General features: G+C 30.7%; 16 protein-coding genes. 5 read left to right on the top strand and 11 right to left on the bottom strand.

The features are described from left to right. The first annotated feature begins 15 nt into the window (after positions 1 to 15). From P7122_RS08535 to P7122_RS08550, 4 genes are all read left to right on the top strand, one after another. A complete protein-coding gene (locus P7122_RS08535; RefSeq protein ID WP_278005370.1) occupies positions 16 to 984 on the top strand; it encodes a lysylphosphatidylglycerol synthase domain-containing protein in 969 nt (322 codons plus the stop codon). Beyond that, a complete protein-coding gene (locus P7122_RS08540) occupies positions 981 to 2123 on the top strand; it encodes a glycosyltransferase family 2 protein (RefSeq protein WP_278005371.1) in 1143 nt (380 codons plus the stop codon). The genes P7122_RS08535 and P7122_RS08540 overlap by 4 nt, the downstream gene beginning before the upstream one ends. Before the next feature lie 91 nt (positions 2124 to 2214). Continuing rightward, entirely contained in the window at positions 2215 to 3078 is an 864-nt protein-coding gene (locus P7122_RS08545; protein WP_278005372.1) for a hypothetical protein, read from the top strand. 2 nt (positions 3079 to 3080) lie between these two features. Next, the gene (locus P7122_RS08550; protein WP_278005373.1) at positions 3081 to 3818 is read left to right on the top strand and encodes a Bax inhibitor-1/YccA family protein; all 738 of its coding nucleotides are present in this window, start codon (positions 3081 to 3083) and stop codon (positions 3816 to 3818) included. A 65-nt stretch (positions 3819 to 3883) separates the two neighbouring features. Here the strand turns inward: P7122_RS08550 and P7122_RS08555 are convergent, their stop codons facing one another. The 5 genes from P7122_RS08555 to P7122_RS08575 are packed head-to-tail and all read right to left on the bottom strand — an operon-like array spanning position 3884 to position 7711. After that, a complete protein-coding gene (locus P7122_RS08555; RefSeq protein ID WP_278005374.1) occupies positions 3884 to 4360 on the bottom strand; it encodes a hypothetical protein in 477 nt (158 codons plus the stop codon). Between the two features lie 41 nt (positions 4361 to 4401). Further along, a complete protein-coding gene (locus tag P7122_RS08560) occupies positions 4402 to 4572 on the bottom strand; it encodes a hypothetical protein (RefSeq protein ID WP_278005375.1) in 171 nt (56 codons plus the stop codon). A 7-nt stretch (positions 4573 to 4579) separates the two neighbouring features. Beyond that, positions 4580 to 5536, bottom strand: coding sequence for a tetratricopeptide repeat protein (locus P7122_RS08565; RefSeq protein WP_278005376.1), 957 nt, complete (start codon positions 5534 to 5536; stop codon positions 4580 to 4582). A 10-nt stretch (positions 5537 to 5546) separates the two neighbouring features. Beyond that, complete coding sequence (locus P7122_RS08570; RefSeq protein ID WP_278005377.1) at positions 5547 to 7349, bottom strand: M56 family metallopeptidase; 1803 nt, start codon at positions 7347 to 7349, stop codon at positions 5547 to 5549. A 2-nt stretch (positions 7350 to 7351) separates the two neighbouring features. Further along, positions 7352 to 7711, bottom strand: coding sequence for a BlaI/MecI/CopY family transcriptional regulator (locus P7122_RS08575; protein ID WP_278005378.1), 360 nt, complete (start codon positions 7709 to 7711; stop codon positions 7352 to 7354). A 126-nt stretch (positions 7712 to 7837) separates the two neighbouring features. On the opposite strand from P7122_RS08575, the gene P7122_RS08580 reads away from it, so the two are divergent. Continuing rightward, the gene (locus tag P7122_RS08580) at positions 7838 to 8335 is read left to right on the top strand and encodes a DUF456 domain-containing protein (RefSeq protein WP_278005379.1); all 498 of its coding nucleotides are present in this window, start codon (positions 7838 to 7840) and stop codon (positions 8333 to 8335) included. Between the two features lie 249 nt (positions 8336 to 8584). On the opposite strand, the gene P7122_RS08585 is transcribed toward P7122_RS08580, so the two are convergent. From P7122_RS08585 to P7122_RS08610, 6 genes are all read right to left on the bottom strand, one after another. Next, on the bottom strand, positions 8585 to 9253 hold the full coding sequence (locus tag P7122_RS08585; RefSeq protein WP_278005380.1) for a response regulator: 669 nt from the start codon (positions 9251 to 9253) through the stop codon (positions 8585 to 8587). Between the two features lie 85 nt (positions 9254 to 9338). Next, a complete protein-coding gene (locus P7122_RS08590; RefSeq protein WP_278005381.1) occupies positions 9339 to 11366 on the bottom strand; it encodes a tetratricopeptide repeat-containing sensor histidine kinase in 2028 nt (675 codons plus the stop codon). 132 nt (positions 11367 to 11498) lie between these two features. Further along, positions 11499 to 11672 (bottom strand): hypothetical protein, encoded by a 174-nt coding sequence (locus P7122_RS08595; RefSeq protein ID WP_278005382.1) that lies wholly within the window; start codon positions 11670 to 11672, stop codon positions 11499 to 11501. A 334-nt stretch (positions 11673 to 12006) separates the two neighbouring features. Then, entirely contained in the window at positions 12007 to 12447 is a 441-nt protein-coding gene (locus P7122_RS08600) for a response regulator (RefSeq protein WP_278005383.1), read from the bottom strand. Between the two features lie 14 nt (positions 12448 to 12461). Beyond that, entirely contained in the window at positions 12462 to 14288 is a 1827-nt protein-coding gene (locus P7122_RS08605; protein ID WP_278005384.1) for a PAS domain-containing sensor histidine kinase, read from the bottom strand. Continuing rightward, complete coding sequence (locus tag P7122_RS08610) at positions 14272 to 14694, bottom strand: DUF7793 family protein (protein ID WP_278005385.1); 423 nt, start codon at positions 14692 to 14694, stop codon at positions 14272 to 14274. The genes P7122_RS08605 and P7122_RS08610 overlap by 17 nt, the downstream gene beginning before the upstream one ends. Between the last annotated feature and the right edge of the window lie 13 nt (positions 14695 to 14707).

Here is a 14707-nt window from a genome sequence, read left to right on the forward strand (position 1 = left end):
GGTTTAATTTGCATCGTGCTTTACAACATACCATACAAAACTAAGCAATTCTTCTTTGTGCTGATTAAGTTGAGCATTGTTGTTGGTGCTTTTTATTTTATTTACAATAAACTTATCGAAAACGAACAACTTCGATTAAGTGATTTTTTAGGTTTTTTGAAAGAAAACGACACTTTTTCAACCAAAAACATTCTTTTTTTAATCATTCTAAGTGTTTTTAATTGGTTTTTTGAAATACTAAAATGGAAAACTTTAGTAAAAACTATTAAAGCAATTTCTTTTAAAGAAGCTTTGGAGCAAAGCCTTGGAGGATTAACCGCTTCACTAATTACTCCCAACAGAATTGGCGATTACGGAGCTAAAGCGATCTACTACAGCACATCTCACAGAAAACGAATTGTACTTTTGAATTTGCTTGGCAATATGTCTCAAATGACAATAACTACAATTCTTGGTGTTATTGGCCTGATTGTATTTATCAATAAGTACCAAATTGAGGTTGACTATTTCAAATTCGCAAGATTTGGAACAATCATTATTCTGCTAGGTGTTTTTGCTTTTTTTGGAGCAAAACAAAGCAAGTTCAATATCAAAGGGTATTCTGTAAGTAAGCTACTGGAATTTATAAAAAAAATACCGTTTAGAACTCATCTCTTTAACCTGAGTCTGTCATTAATACGATATCTTATTTTTTCATTTCAGTTTTACTATTTGTTAATAATTTTTGGAGTAGAGGTTGACTATGTTAAAGCAATGGTTGTTATTACAAGCATGTACTTGTTGGCTTCAATAATACCGTCCATTACTATTTTCGACGTAGTTGTAAAGGGAAGTGTTGCTGTATTTTTATTTGGATTTGTTCAGGTAAACGAATTAACAATTCTATCAATTACAACTCTAATGTGGCTACTAAATTTTGCTATTCCAAGTATATTTGGAAGCTATTTTGTATTGAATTTTAAACTCCCAACCCACAAAGAATGATAACGTTTATCTTCATAATTACAACACTTATCTACCTATTTTTAATAGGAAGCTTTATTTATGGTTTTGATAAAGTTGAAGTTTTTAAAATATCGGACTTAAAACCTAAAACCAAGTTCTCTGTCATTGTTCCTTTTAGAAATGAAACAGAAAATCTACCAAAATTATTAGCTTCAATATTACAATTGAATTATCCAAAATCAATGTTTGAAATTATTTTGGTTAATGACGATTCTGAAGATGTTTCTGTGGAAGTGATTAATAATTTTCTTCAAAAAAGACCTTTCGACTGCGCTAAATGTGACATTAGAATTATTCAGAATAAACGTGTTACTAATTCCCCAAAAAAAGATGCTATAAATACAGCTATAAATATAGCACAACATGATTGGATTATTACAACTGACGCAGACTGTACATTACCTAAATACTGGCTAGATACTTTTGATGAATTTATTCAAACGAATCAACCCAATTGCATTGTTGCACCTGTTAGTTACAGTGATTCAAATTCTTTTTTAAAACGTTTTCAGGCTTTAGATCTTTTAAGTTTGCAAGGTGCTACTATTGGTGGTTTTGGAATAAAACTTCCGTTTTTGTCTAATGGTGCTAATCTTGCTTATAGAAAACCTACTTTTCAATCGGTTAATGGCTTCAATGGAAACGATGATATAGCGAGTGGAGACGATATTTTTTTACTAGAAAAACTAAAAAAAGCGGATTCTAAAAAAGTCTTGTATTTAAAATCTAACCAGGCCATTGTCAGCACAAAACCTGTTATAAATTTAAGCGCCTTAATTCAGCAACGCTTGCGTTGGGCTTCAAAAACCAGTCGTAACCCTAATTGGTTTTCAAAATTGGTTGGGCTTATTGTTTTTTTAGGTAATCTAGCTTGTATTGCCATGCTTCCTATTCTATTTTTAGGCTATTTAAAACCGAGGATTGCAATTGCTTTAGTGGTTATAAAATTCAGCATTGATTTTCTATTAATATTTAAAATAGCTCGTTTTTTTAAACAAGAAAATGTGCTATTCTCATACGTTTGGTCTTGCATAATTTATCCTTTTTTTAGTGTGTATATTGCTGTTTTATCGCTTTTTAAACCCTATCAATGGAAAGGGAGAACTTTTAAAAAGTAACCTGTACTTAAGATATTTTTAATAGCTTTACTACAACCAAAGTCTTTTTGCGGCTATTGGCAAGACCACAAATCACTTAAAAAACTCACAAATGAAGAAAATTTTAGTTGCAATACTTTTCTGCATGGCTTTTCAAATAAATTATAGCCAACAAACCTACAATGTTAATGGCGAATCTCTAGAGCTTAAAACTGAAGTTGATGGTAAACTAGATCTACTATGGAATACCATTGATGGTAAATACCGCTACTTTATAAAATCTGAAGATGGCACTATTACTGAGCTAAAAAACACCAAAAACGACAACAACGATTATCAAGAAGAGTACAAATCTACACTGAGCAATCTTACCAATGGTAAATCTACTGACAAACTAAAATTGACACTTTATAGCCTTAAAAGCTATATTGACAGTTATAACGCCTCTATAGATTCTAACTACATTTCAACAAATATAGAACGTAACCTACAGTTGAGATTAGGCTTTTCTGGTGGAATAACAAACAACCCTTTTGTTGGCAATCCGGATAACACAAAAACACCAATGATTGGTACAGAGCTCGAAATTTTTGAAGCTAATTCGTTACCAAGACATTCTGGTTTTTTACAAGCCAGACATGCTTTTGAAAGTGACGATTTTAAATACAGTACAACCGAATTAGCCTTAGGCTATCGCTTTCGATTTATAAATAAAGAGACTTTTTCAATTTACGGACAAGTGAAATTAGCGACACTAAACTTTACAGACGTAACATTCTTAGACGAAAATGATATGGAAGTAAACTCTAACGAAACTTCGTTTGATATTCCTTTTATTTTTGGTGTAGGTTCAGATATTAAAGTAGGCGACAACAGTTATATCACTATTATTTATGGAGAATTATTCGCTGCTTTTTTAGACAATCAAGGTAACTTTTCTACTGATATTGCTGTTGGTTATAAATTCAACTTATAATAATGAGTCTCAGGAATTTTAAAACCTCTAATCCTGTATTTAACAGCTACTTTTGGGAAGATGATAAATCGTCTGTAAAAACCATGTCTGTAGCAGGCATTTTCTTTAAGTCTGTGATTGGCATTTTGGTTATCGCAGCCATTACAGCTTATTTATGGAAACTTAACGAAGCCGGAACATCAATGCGATGGTTTTCTCTTGGTGGTATGCTAGGTGCAGTTATAGTGAGTGTTTTAATTTCTATTCGTCAAAACTGGGCGCATATTTTAGTGCCACTTTATATTATTGCAAAAGGCTTTTTTTTAGGTGGATTTTCTGCTTATGCTCACAAAAATTTTCCTGATTTGCCTTACCAAGCTATTGGTGTAACTATCATTACATTTTTTGTAATGCTATTGCTTTACCAATTAAGAATTATAGTAGTCACCAAAAAATTTAGAAGTGTTATTATTACAGCCACTGTTAGTATTATGGTAGTGTATCTTATCTCGTGGATTTTGAGTTTTTTTGGTATCAAAACATATATTTGGGGAACATCTTGGTTTGCTATCATCTTTAATGTTTTGGCAGCTATAGTGGCTTCTTTTGCACTACTATTAGATTTTGATTACATAGAACGTTACAAAAACAAAGCTCCAAAACATAAAGAATGGCTGGCTACTTGGGGACTTTTAGCAACGCTTATTTGGCTGTATGTTGAAGTGTTACGATTGATGCAGAAATTGGCTATACGGTTTTAGTTTTTTCTCGCTAAGGCGCAAAGATGCCAAGTTTTCCTATTTTCATGCACTAACTACTAACAAAACTAATCTATCCTTACAATCACAGGCAGTTCGAAAACTGTAGTGACCTGTTGCCCTCTTTTTATAGCTGGAAATATTTTTGGCACATCTTTTAAACTTTGACGTAACAAGCTGTCAATTTCGGGAATTTGATATTCGGTTTCAGGATGTAAAGCGATATCTTCTATTTGTAAAAGTCCTTTGTTGTCTATGATTAATTTTAATCGAATAGTATCATAAACATCTTCTGAAACGACAATGTTTTGGCTTCCTAAATAATCATTAACGTGCTGCAATAAGGTATTCTGAAAACAAACTCTACTGTCCTCTTTAGTGGTCATAGCCTCACAACTATTAAAGGTTGGATACGTGTCTACATCGTTCCAATTGAAGGTTTGTAATTCTTCTTCTAGTAAATCTTCTGTATTTACTTTTTGCTTTTCAAAATAGTCGCAAGCGGTTAACAGAAAAATTAATAAAAAACAAGCTAGTCGGTTCATTAGCACATTTCTAATAGCGAAATGTACAATATTTTTGGGTTTTAGTCTCTTTCTAAGAATTTTTCCTCCTTTAATTCTTTCAACCTTAACTCTGCATAGGGTTTTAAAGGCGCATTTTTTTCATTTTTTAGAAAGTCCTCATATAGTTTTATTTTGGCATCAACATCTGCATAATATGCATCCTTTGTTCTTAGGATAAAAAATGAATTCATAATATCATTAGGATTCTCTTTTTTTGCTTTTTTTTAAGGCTTCAATAGCTTCTTTATACTTTCTCTGTTTATTTAAAACTAATCCTAATTTTTGATATTCATTAGATAATGGTACATCACGTAACTTTAGTGATTTTTTATAATAGTCTTCTGCTTTTTCAAAATCACTCAAAGCCGCATAATAATTACCTAAAACAAACAAAGCACTTGCATCTTGAGGATTAAATTTTAAGGCTTCTTCTCTATGATAAATTGCGTCTTTATAATCTGAGTTTTGAGCATAACTTAAACTTAGTTTTTCGTGAATAAATTCTGATTTTTCACCTAAATCTAAAAGCTTGTTAAACCAAACTACCGAGTGCGTGTAATATTCTTGATGGTAATAAGCCTGCGCCTTTAAACTTATAAGCTCTATATTTTCTGAATAGCTTTCTAAACCTACATCTATAATTGCATGTGCTTCTTTAAACCTTCGCTTTACAAGATGCCTTTTTCCGATTTTAAAAATTGCTTTTTGATGTGTTGAGTCTAACTGAAAGGTGGTTTTAAAACGCTCTAACGCTGTGCTATCCTGAAGTTTTTCTAATATTACACCTAACTCATAATGAAAATTTGGGTTGAGGCTGTCGCTTTGGATTAAATCTGAAAAACGTTTATGAGCTTCTTTATAATTCTTTGTTTTTGACAATAGCTTGGCATACTGATATTGTAACAAAAGATCTTCTGGGCTTACCGAAATTGCTTTTTTATAGTAAGCTAAACCTTCGCCATAATTACCAATAGCAACGTATGCCTTTGCTATATCATCGTACACATCATCTAAGACTTCTAGAGTTTTGTACGTTTCAATTGATTTTGAAAAGTTACCTGTAGCAAAAAAATGGTCAGCTTTATCCTTAATACTTTGAGCATTAACCATACAAGACATCAATAATACCGAAACAATAATTACTCGAAATCTCATAAACTGACTTCTATTTTTGAGTTAATACAATTGGTAATGAAAATGCTACAGCAACAGCCTTATCCTTTTGACGACCAGGTATAAATTGTGGCAACAAGCTTAAAACACGCATTGCTTCTTCTTCTAAAACTTTACTAGCTGCTCTGGCTTGTATTCTGGTAACATTACCATCTGCATCGATTAAAAAACGTGCAAAAATGCGCTTTTTATGTAGCTCTGCATTGGTCTCTACTTTTGTATTAAAATTCTTCTTAACATGAGCGTTTACAAACTCTGAGAAACATTCCTTCTTATCTTGTTCTGATATTAAATTTACGCACTCTTTGTGTGATGGAGCTTGATCTATAACATGAAAAGGGACTTCGAGTAATTCAGTTTCAGTTTCTGTTTCATATAATGGAGAATCAATGACAAATGTAGACTTACCATCGGTAACAATTAATTTATAGTACGACTTATCTTTATTTAATTGATTCATTAAATCATCGAAACGTTTTTGCTCTTTTTGGGTTTTGTTTGCCATATCCTCTACAAATAATTTCAATGTTCCATTTCCTGTATAAGATTCCCATTTTCTTTTAGCTTCATCCGTTTTTTTCCATTCTAAATAGCCTTGATAACTTTTATGTGGTAAATCATACATTTTTTTATACAGTTCTCTACTTTCATCTGACAACTCATTGCTTTCCGATTTTTTGTCTTTCATCATTTTAACCATGTATCGCATAAATGCACTGATCTTTAAGTAATCTTCTCTAGACTGTATATAGTCATTTGATTTTCCGTCATCAAAACCTACGTATTTTGAAATTTCATAGAACTTTATTCCTTTCTTTTCCATTTCAAGAATATCATTATAATAGATTTTCAGAAGCTCCTCATCTGTCAACTCTTGATTCATTTCTGTTTTAGCGTCAGATTTTTCTTGTGCTTTAACCTCTGTTGAAGTGTAAACCAACATTGCAAATATTACAGGAAGTAAAAGTGCATACTTAAACAAATTCTTTTGACTGGATTTTGATTTTTGTAACATAATGATTCGTTTTTTGATTAATGATTTTTTGAAAAATGTATTGGTAAAAGACAGCGAATTAGTATCTAATATTTGATGCAATAAACTCTGATAATAACTGGATTTACCTTGATGTTTCACAGCTTTAGCATCTGCTATAAACTCGTGCAATTCTTTAACTCTACTTTGATACATATACACCAATGGACTAAACCAAAACAGGATTCTGAGGACTTCAAAAAACAACAGATCTACACTGTGCTTTTCTTTCACATGAACTAGCTCATGCTCGTATATTGTATTTCTTTCAGAACTTGGAATCTTATCTCCTAAAAAAACGGTGTTAAAAAATGAGAATGCCGCTGAACTTTTAAGAAGATTAACAATGAGTATGTTGCCTTTCCAACGTTTAGGATTATTGTTTTTTATAAAATAGAGTTTTGCAATTTTTACTATAAACACTAGTGCTGCTAATACCACACCAATGTATAACACTATTTGCCATATTGGTAATTGTGAGTTCGTAATGGCAGCTTCGTTTATTTGTTCTACTAAATAAGGATTTGCATCAATGTTTGAACCGTCTCCAATAAAGACTTCTGGTAATCTTATTACGGTTTCTTGTGTTGTAACCTTTCTTAATTCTGGAAGTTTTACAAATGGCAACACTATTGAAAACACAGATGTTAGCAATAGATAGATTCTGTTATAATTAAAAAAGGTTTCGCGCCTTAAAAACAAGTCATACACTAACAGAAATAGAGTTTGAAACAATACAATTTGAATGATACTGTACAACATAATTACTTCTCTTTATTAATTTCGTTGAGCAAGCTTTCTATATCATTAACATCTACATCATTCTTTTTCACAAAAAAAGACACCATACTTTTAAAAGATCCTTGAAAATAATTGTCTAGCAACTTATTTATAGACTGATTGCTGTAAGCTTCTTTCGCCACTATAGGAAAATAAGTATGACCTTTCCCTTCCTTTTTATAATCCACAAAACCCTTAGATTCTAATATTCTAATAATAGTCGACACGGTATTATAAGCAGGTTTTGGCTCTGATAAAACCTCAATAACAGACTTAACATTAGCTTTTTTTAATTGCCAAAGGGCTTGCATTATTTCTTCTTCAGCTTTAGTTAATTGCTTCATTAAACTAAGTTTTTAGTTGAACATTAAAACAAATATAACTAAATATTTAGTTTAAACTAACTTTTTAGTTAAAAGTGTAACTAAACACTGTTTTACGCGTCACATAACTGAATACAAATAATTTATATGGAAATATTTCTTGTGATACTTGGTATACTGCTTATGATTCTTGGTATTTTAGGTAGTTTTCTACCTATAATTCCTGGTCCACTTACAAGTTGGATTGGTCTTTTGGTACTCCATTATACTAAAGGCGTACAATTAAGTAGTACTTTTTTGATTGCAACTCTAATCATAGCAATAATAATTTATGTACTAGACTACATTATACCTGCCTTAGGAACAAAACGTTTTGGTGGCAGTAAAGAAGGTATGATTGGTACTACACTTGGTTTGGTTGTTGGTTTAATTGCTCCTATTCCTTTTGGAATTATCATTGGTCCATTCATTGGCGCTTTAGTTGGTGAGATGATTCATAGAAATGATATAAATAAAGCAACGAAAGCTGCATTTGGTTCATTTTTAGGTTTTATAGCTTCAACGTTTTTAAAGTTTATTGTTGCTATAATATATTTTGGCCTATTTATAGCCAAGCTATCAGAACACAATTCAAGCTGGTTTTAAAAACATTGAGCATAAAAAAACCTAGTTACAAAACTGTAACTAGGTTAATTCTTTTTGCTATTAACTCAACAATTACTTAATGAGGGATTAATTAATTACTTGTTGACCTGCGGTAAATGTAAACTAACATCTTTATTTTTTGTTGTGGTAAAACCGCACACTTATTACGGAAAAACCGTAATTTGCAGTATTAACAAGGGTTTACAACACTTTTTAACACCATTAAAAACCTCATTTTTTTTTTTTTCTTTATAAGAACCCTTTATCTCTTGCTTCTTGAAGCAATGTTTCATCTTTACCGTTCTCAACAGAAAATAATAACTTAAGTTGTTTTTTTCTTTTTTCTATTGCGCTGGTAGACAACGGAATATACTCGCTAAGACTTTTGGTTTTTATACCTTGAGACAAAAGATGTAAAATTTTTCTGTTAATATCATCTACGTAGATTTCGCTGGTAATGGTTTTCTTAACATAGTTGCTTACTGTGCTACTATAATAAGGAGGATATTTTAGTATTTGCTGAAAAGCATCTGCGAGTTCCATAGATGTTAAATCACTTTTTATAAGAAAGCCATCTGGATTTATTTCTTTTATGATATTATGAATTCTAAAAGATTCATTAAACATTGTAAGAATAATAATTTTTGCGTCTGGCAGCACTCTTTTGGCTAATAGCGCTAAATCTTCGCCTGAAGCATACCTTCCATCTTCTGATGGTGGCAAACTAATATCAAAAAAACACACATCGTATGGTGTGCCTTTTGCTGCTCTGTTAATCATTAGTTGAGCAGTATCGCAATTATTAGCAGTATCAATAAGTAGGGTTTGATCTTCTTCTTTTGTGGCCATTAACACATTTTGGTAACCTTCAATAATGATCGGATGATCATCTACCATTAGAATGTTAATATGTTTCATCTGGTTATTTCTTCTTTTTAATAAGACAGATGCAATTCATCACTACAAAACTTTATTTTGATACAAGGCTTTGCACTGATTCATGTCATGTCGATTGGTTAGTATAGGGAATCTTAACATTAACAGTTGTACCATTTCCAGATTGAGACGCAAAGGTGATTTTTCCATTAATCTCCTCTACACGAGAGGTCATATTTTTTAAACCAATGCCTTTTTTGCTTTTCGACGTATCGAAGCCTTCTCCATCATCAATGATATCTAGGCAAATTACATTTTTTTCTAAAGAAATACTAATTTTTATAGCTTTTGCATTAGCATGCTTGTATATATTTTGCATGGACTCTTGAATGATTCTATAAATATTAATCTTAGTCTTATTTGATACAGAATCCCAACTAATGTCATCGGTATAATTAAACTCGTAAGTAAGATCGTAAGCCTTGGTTTGATTTTCTATAAGTTCTGAAACAATATCCATAAATCCAGATCCAGAGACAAAGTCTGTATTTAACTCATGCGATATCTTACGTATATCTTCTTCTATGGTTTTTAACTGGCTAATATAATTAGCTCTCGCCATCATAGCTTCTTTACCATCCTTAAAGTTAATACTGTCTAAACTCAATCGTGTACCAAACAATCTACCTAAAACACCATCATGCAACTCTTTAGAAACTCTTATTTTCTCTTTTGCTCTTGCCTCATCTACCTTATCCTGTTGGCTTAGCATTAAGTTATAGATATCTTCATTGGCTTTTTGTTGTACTTGAATAAGCTTAAGCTTTCTATTCTTAGAGCGCTGAGAAATAACCAAATACACTAAAACTGCTGTAAACAAGAGACCTGCTGAAAGAATTAGTAAATAAAGGTTTTCTCTGGTAATTTGTTTATTCTCTGCTTCGAGTTGATCTGCACCATATTTAATTCTTGCAAATTTATTTCTAACAGATCTTTCAACTTTTAAAAGACTATCGCTTAACCTTATATGCTCTTCTAAATAAGACTTACTAACATCTCCATTTGTTAATCCAGAAAGAATAATCATGGACTCCAAATACAATTCTACTATAGGAATATCTTTTGAAATTTTATAACTCTCTTCTGCATACTTTAAAGCAGAACTTCTCTTATCATTAGCTTTATAGAACTTTGCAAGATCTATTGAAGCTGCCAATTTGGTATAAGGGTCATTTATACTATCGGCTACCTTTAATGCTTTTAGAAAATCATCTTCTAAAGATTGATAATCATAATCTCCTTTTAAGAATCTTGTAAAAGCATAATTCTCTAAAATTAGGGAGTAAAAAACAATGTTTTCGCTTTTTAATTTTGGATCATTTAGTAACTCTCTATATATATCTAAAGCTCTGGAATAATCACCTTTCTCTCTGTAAGGAAGTGCTAAATTATTCATAGACTCCAAGTAATATTTATACTCATTCTTAAGCCTTTTAGATATTTCCAGCGCCTGTTTATGGTACTCTATAGAATCATCATAATTTTCTAATTTATTTGAAACACTACCTAAAAGATTTAGAACTAAATATTTATCTAAGTTGTATTTACTGTCATTTATAGCATTAAAAATTTTTAAAGCTTCAACAGCATTTTGTTCACTTCCTAAATAATCTTTTTCGTTGTCCTGTAAAACCGCAATACTGTATATTATTTCTGCCTTTTCCTTTAAATTTTTTAAAACATCAAAGTACTTTAAAGCTTCAACAAAATAACGGTAAGCATTAGTATTATCATCCTCTATCTGATAGTAGTACCAGCCTAAGTTTTTATTAGTGTATGCTAATGCATTAGAATCTTTGAGTTTAATAGCTTGCTCTAAATTAACTAAGCTAACTTCTTTAAACCGATCAAACTCGCCATTTATTAAATATGAATATGCTAAATTTCTACCGGCTGACAGTATTATTGAATCGTTTTTGGTGTCTTCAGCAAAATCACTAGCTACTTTTGCATACTTTAGCCGATCTTCTAAAGATTGAGATTTACTCTTTGATAATTCTTGATAATAACTTAAAGAATCTAAAAGTTTACTATTTGATTGCGCATACAACTGAACAAAAAAAAGTGCAAAAATTATAAATAAAAGTCGTTTCAAGTATTTTTATTTGTGATTGACAATCAAATTTAGAATAAATTTTTCTTAAAATATTAAAAACACTTTTTATTGTAAAAAAACTAAGCCCATGTTGCAGTAACATGGGCTTTGTATTCTTTATTATTAAAAATATTAACCTTGCTCAGGCATTTTAATTTCTTTTTTTCCTTCATGTGCCAATAAATCAATTTTTGTTGGCTGATGAATATTTGTTTTTTCAGCAGTTTCATTTTTATCTGATTGTACACCAGATACAGTTAACATTGCTACAGCTAATAAAGCTAAGGTAATTTTCAGGGTTTTCATAATTATCAATTTAGGGTTTAATAGTCAATATTATAATAGTGTAACGAAAAACGCTACGATGAGGGAAGGGAATGGATAATTAACTATTGTAGGTTTTTTTGAACCTAAATTGTACTAAAATAAAACGAGGGACGTTTTAGTTAAAAAACTTTAAGTTTTAAAGTCGAATGGATAATTAAATGTCCTAGATAAGTGATTTTAAGGGCTTAAAAAGGACTACAAATATAATATTCTTTTAGATTCTTGCAAATAATTCATCGATAAAATTACACTTTTATTCGATTAAGTGCGTTTTATTGAATTAAAAACCCACAGAAATCATAAAAAAATTCATCTATAACGTACAAAAAAAGTCTAGCTTTCTTAAATGAAAATCTGACGTTATTCTCTTTTTTAATTTATCTACAGTTAAAGGCTTACTAATATAACCTGAGCATAGCGCTTCATTTTTTGCTTTAATTATATCCTTTGCACTAGTTGATGATGACAACATATAGGTTTTTGTCTTTTTTAACTTTGATGCGTTCAACTTCTCAAATTCTTTAAGAAATTCGAACCCATTCATTTGTGGCATATTTATATCTAAAAAAATAATATCTGGCACTACACAAACTTCTAAATGTGGTTTTAACTCCATAAGTTTAAAATAGCTTAAAGCACTAAAGCCACTGGTAAACGTTTTTATATGGAGCTTACTGTTATACTTTTCAAGTATTTTTTGACTAACAAATAAATCTATTTTATTATCATCTATTAAAATTACATTCTTAATCATGGCGTAGGATTTTTTTATGTTATTGGTAAAGCCACCTCAAAGCAGGTGCCTTTTCCTAACTCACTAGATACTTTTATATCTCCACTAAGATCTTCAACTATATTTTTTACGATATACAGCCCAAGACCATTTCCGTTTACTAAATCGCTATTAACTCTGTAGTAGAGATTAAAAATTTTGCTAATATCTTTTTTAGAAATACCCACTCCATTATCCTCTACAATTAACTCTATTCTATCACTATATTGTGAGAATTGAATTCTTACGCGTGGCATATGCTCACTGCTTACTGGCTTACTGTAGCTAATTGCATTTTGAATTAAATTTTGAAACAACGAAGACAATAACTCTTTATTAGAAAAAAAGATATTAGTTTGATTAATGTCTATCTGAAATTGGATTGAAGAAAAATTCTTCATTCCATTTAAAGTTTGAAAAGTGCCTTCAACTATTTTAGAAAAATCAATTGCACTCAGCTCTTCTTTTTTATTAGAAATCACTGATGCTAATGCTAAATTATCAGACAAGACTCTTCCTCGTTCTAAAGTTGAGTCTAGCATGTTTACTAATAATTTAACCTTATCATTTATTGGTTCTTCCTTTATTAAGTTTAACAAACCTTCTGCAGAAGTAAAAGGCGCTTTAAGGTCGTGGGCAGACCTGTAAAGAAATAATTCTAAATCTTTTTTCTTTTGTTTTAACTTCTTTTCTAAGTTTCTACGCTTTGAAATATCTAATAACATTGCACAAAAGAAACCCTTCTTACCATTTTGGTAATAAGACAAAGAAAACTCAACAGGAAAGGCTTTACCTCCTTTTTTTACACCTGTCATTATTAAGTTTTTCTCCTTGTAAGAATCGTAATAAAGTTTTTTTCCTCTAAGAAATCTACGAAGGTTAGATTTATCTTTTTGGGTTGAGAATAAAACTTCTAGATGATTACCTATCACTTCTTCTTTATTATAACCAAAAGCAATCTCTGCACCTTTATTCCAATCTGTTATTATACCATCTTTATCTGTTAGTACTAAACTTTCTTTTTGTGTAGATTTAAAAACAGTATGATACTTATCTAAATTAGGCTTCTTTTCTGTAGCTGTGTTTATTACATCAAAGTATTTTTTAACCGAAAGTTTTACATACTCTACAGATTCCTTGTTATTAAATACAGGACTAATAGTAAGTGTAAAAAAGGTATTGGTTCCTGATGGAGACAACTCAGTAATTTTAACTTTACTTACCCTTTTGTTTGTAAAAACAGAATCAATATGCTTTTTAATCTCATTGTTGTATCTAGGATTCAAAATCTCATAAATTGAAATCCCTAAACCATCAATACCATTGTTTACATTTATAATATCTCCTTCTCGATTAACCGAGTATATTGTTTGGTTAGCATCATGAGAAAAAGACTTTAAAACCTGCTCCTGGTCGTGCTTACTTAATCTGTTTGTTTTCCATTGCGACAAAACATCTTGATATAAGACTATATGTTCAATTATTACACCTCTTTCATCCTTTACTGGTAATATTACAGTATCTAGATAATATGTGATTTTATTTTTCTCATATGGCAATATGCCTTTCCAAACCATTCCTTTTTTAATGGTTTTCCACAACTCTTTATATTGCTCACCAGAATGAAGATGCGACTCTATAATCTTTAAAGATTCTCCAATAATTTTTTCTTTTGTCAATTCCATAAATTCACAAAAACAATCACTTGCATGTGTAATTCTCCCATACCTATCGGTTATGGAAACCATAGAATTTTCTCCCACAACCAAAAGATGGTTGTTCTTGTACCTCTTTAAAAGCTCTTGCTTAAAATCTTGTCCCATAATAATTATCTTTTGATTGTAAGCAATACTCTAAAGCGCTATCAAGATTATCGAAAAATTGAAATGGCGTTTTTGGCTCAAACAGTCTTTTGTAAGAACTAATTGATAATTTTGAATTAATTGAATTAATTACATAAGCTTCTGAAAGTCTTATACTTTTTAGATAAGGACTGTTTGCAAACAGTTCTGCTGCTTTTATTGTGAAGTTTCCGAATGAGTTTCTAATATCTATAAGAAATGGCATTATTTGCCCATTGGTAAGCTCTTTTATAATTTCTATATACCTCTCTACCTGACCACTAGTTAATTTATGGTGAATATCTCTGTTGTTAAACTCACAAAAAAGCACACCTTCTTTTGTCCAAAATTTGGCCTTTTCATATTCAAATACTATAAAACTTTCCATTGACATTGTTTTG

Origin of the sequence: Winogradskyella marincola (assembly GCF_029624125.1) — a bacterium.
Classification (GTDB): Bacteria; Bacteroidota; Bacteroidia; order Flavobacteriales; family Flavobacteriaceae; genus Winogradskyella; species Winogradskyella marincola.

Coding starts and splice junctions, on each gene's coding strand:
- P7122_RS08610 (WP_278005385.1), bottom strand. CDS start 14,694: ATGGAAAGTTTTATAGTATTTGAATATGAAAAGGCCAAATTTTGGACA.
- P7122_RS08595 (WP_278005382.1), bottom strand. CDS start 11,672: ATGAAAACCCTGAAAATTACCTTAGCTTTATTAGCTGTAGCAATGTTA.
- P7122_RS08605 (WP_278005384.1), bottom strand. CDS start 14,288: ATGGGACAAGATTTTAAGCAAGAGCTTTTAAAGAGGTACAAGAACAAC.
- P7122_RS08550 (WP_278005373.1), top strand. CDS start 3,081: ATGAGTCTCAGGAATTTTAAAACCTCTAATCCTGTATTTAACAGCTAC.
- P7122_RS08585 (WP_278005380.1), bottom strand. CDS start 9,253: ATGAAACATATTAACATTCTAATGGTAGATGATCATCCGATCATTATT.
- P7122_RS08575 (WP_278005378.1), bottom strand. CDS start 7,711: ATGAAGCAATTAACTAAAGCTGAAGAAGAAATAATGCAAGCCCTTTGG.
- P7122_RS08580 (WP_278005379.1), top strand. CDS start 7,838: ATGGAAATATTTCTTGTGATACTTGGTATACTGCTTATGATTCTTGGT.
- P7122_RS08565 (WP_278005376.1), bottom strand. CDS start 5,536: ATGAGATTTCGAGTAATTATTGTTTCGGTATTATTGATGTCTTGTATG.
- P7122_RS08540 (WP_278005371.1), top strand. CDS start 981: ATGATAACGTTTATCTTCATAATTACAACACTTATCTACCTATTTTTA.
- P7122_RS08560 (WP_278005375.1), bottom strand. CDS start 4,572: ATGAATTCATTTTTTATCCTAAGAACAAAGGATGCATATTATGCAGAT.
- P7122_RS08600 (WP_278005383.1), bottom strand. CDS start 12,447: ATGATTAAGAATGTAATTTTAATAGATGATAATAAAATAGATTTATTT.
- P7122_RS08570 (WP_278005377.1), bottom strand. CDS start 7,349: ATGTTGTACAGTATCATTCAAATTGTATTGTTTCAAACTCTATTTCTG.
- P7122_RS08555 (WP_278005374.1), bottom strand. CDS start 4,360: ATGAACCGACTAGCTTGTTTTTTATTAATTTTTCTGTTAACCGCTTGC.
- P7122_RS08545 (WP_278005372.1), top strand. CDS start 2,215: ATGAAGAAAATTTTAGTTGCAATACTTTTCTGCATGGCTTTTCAAATA.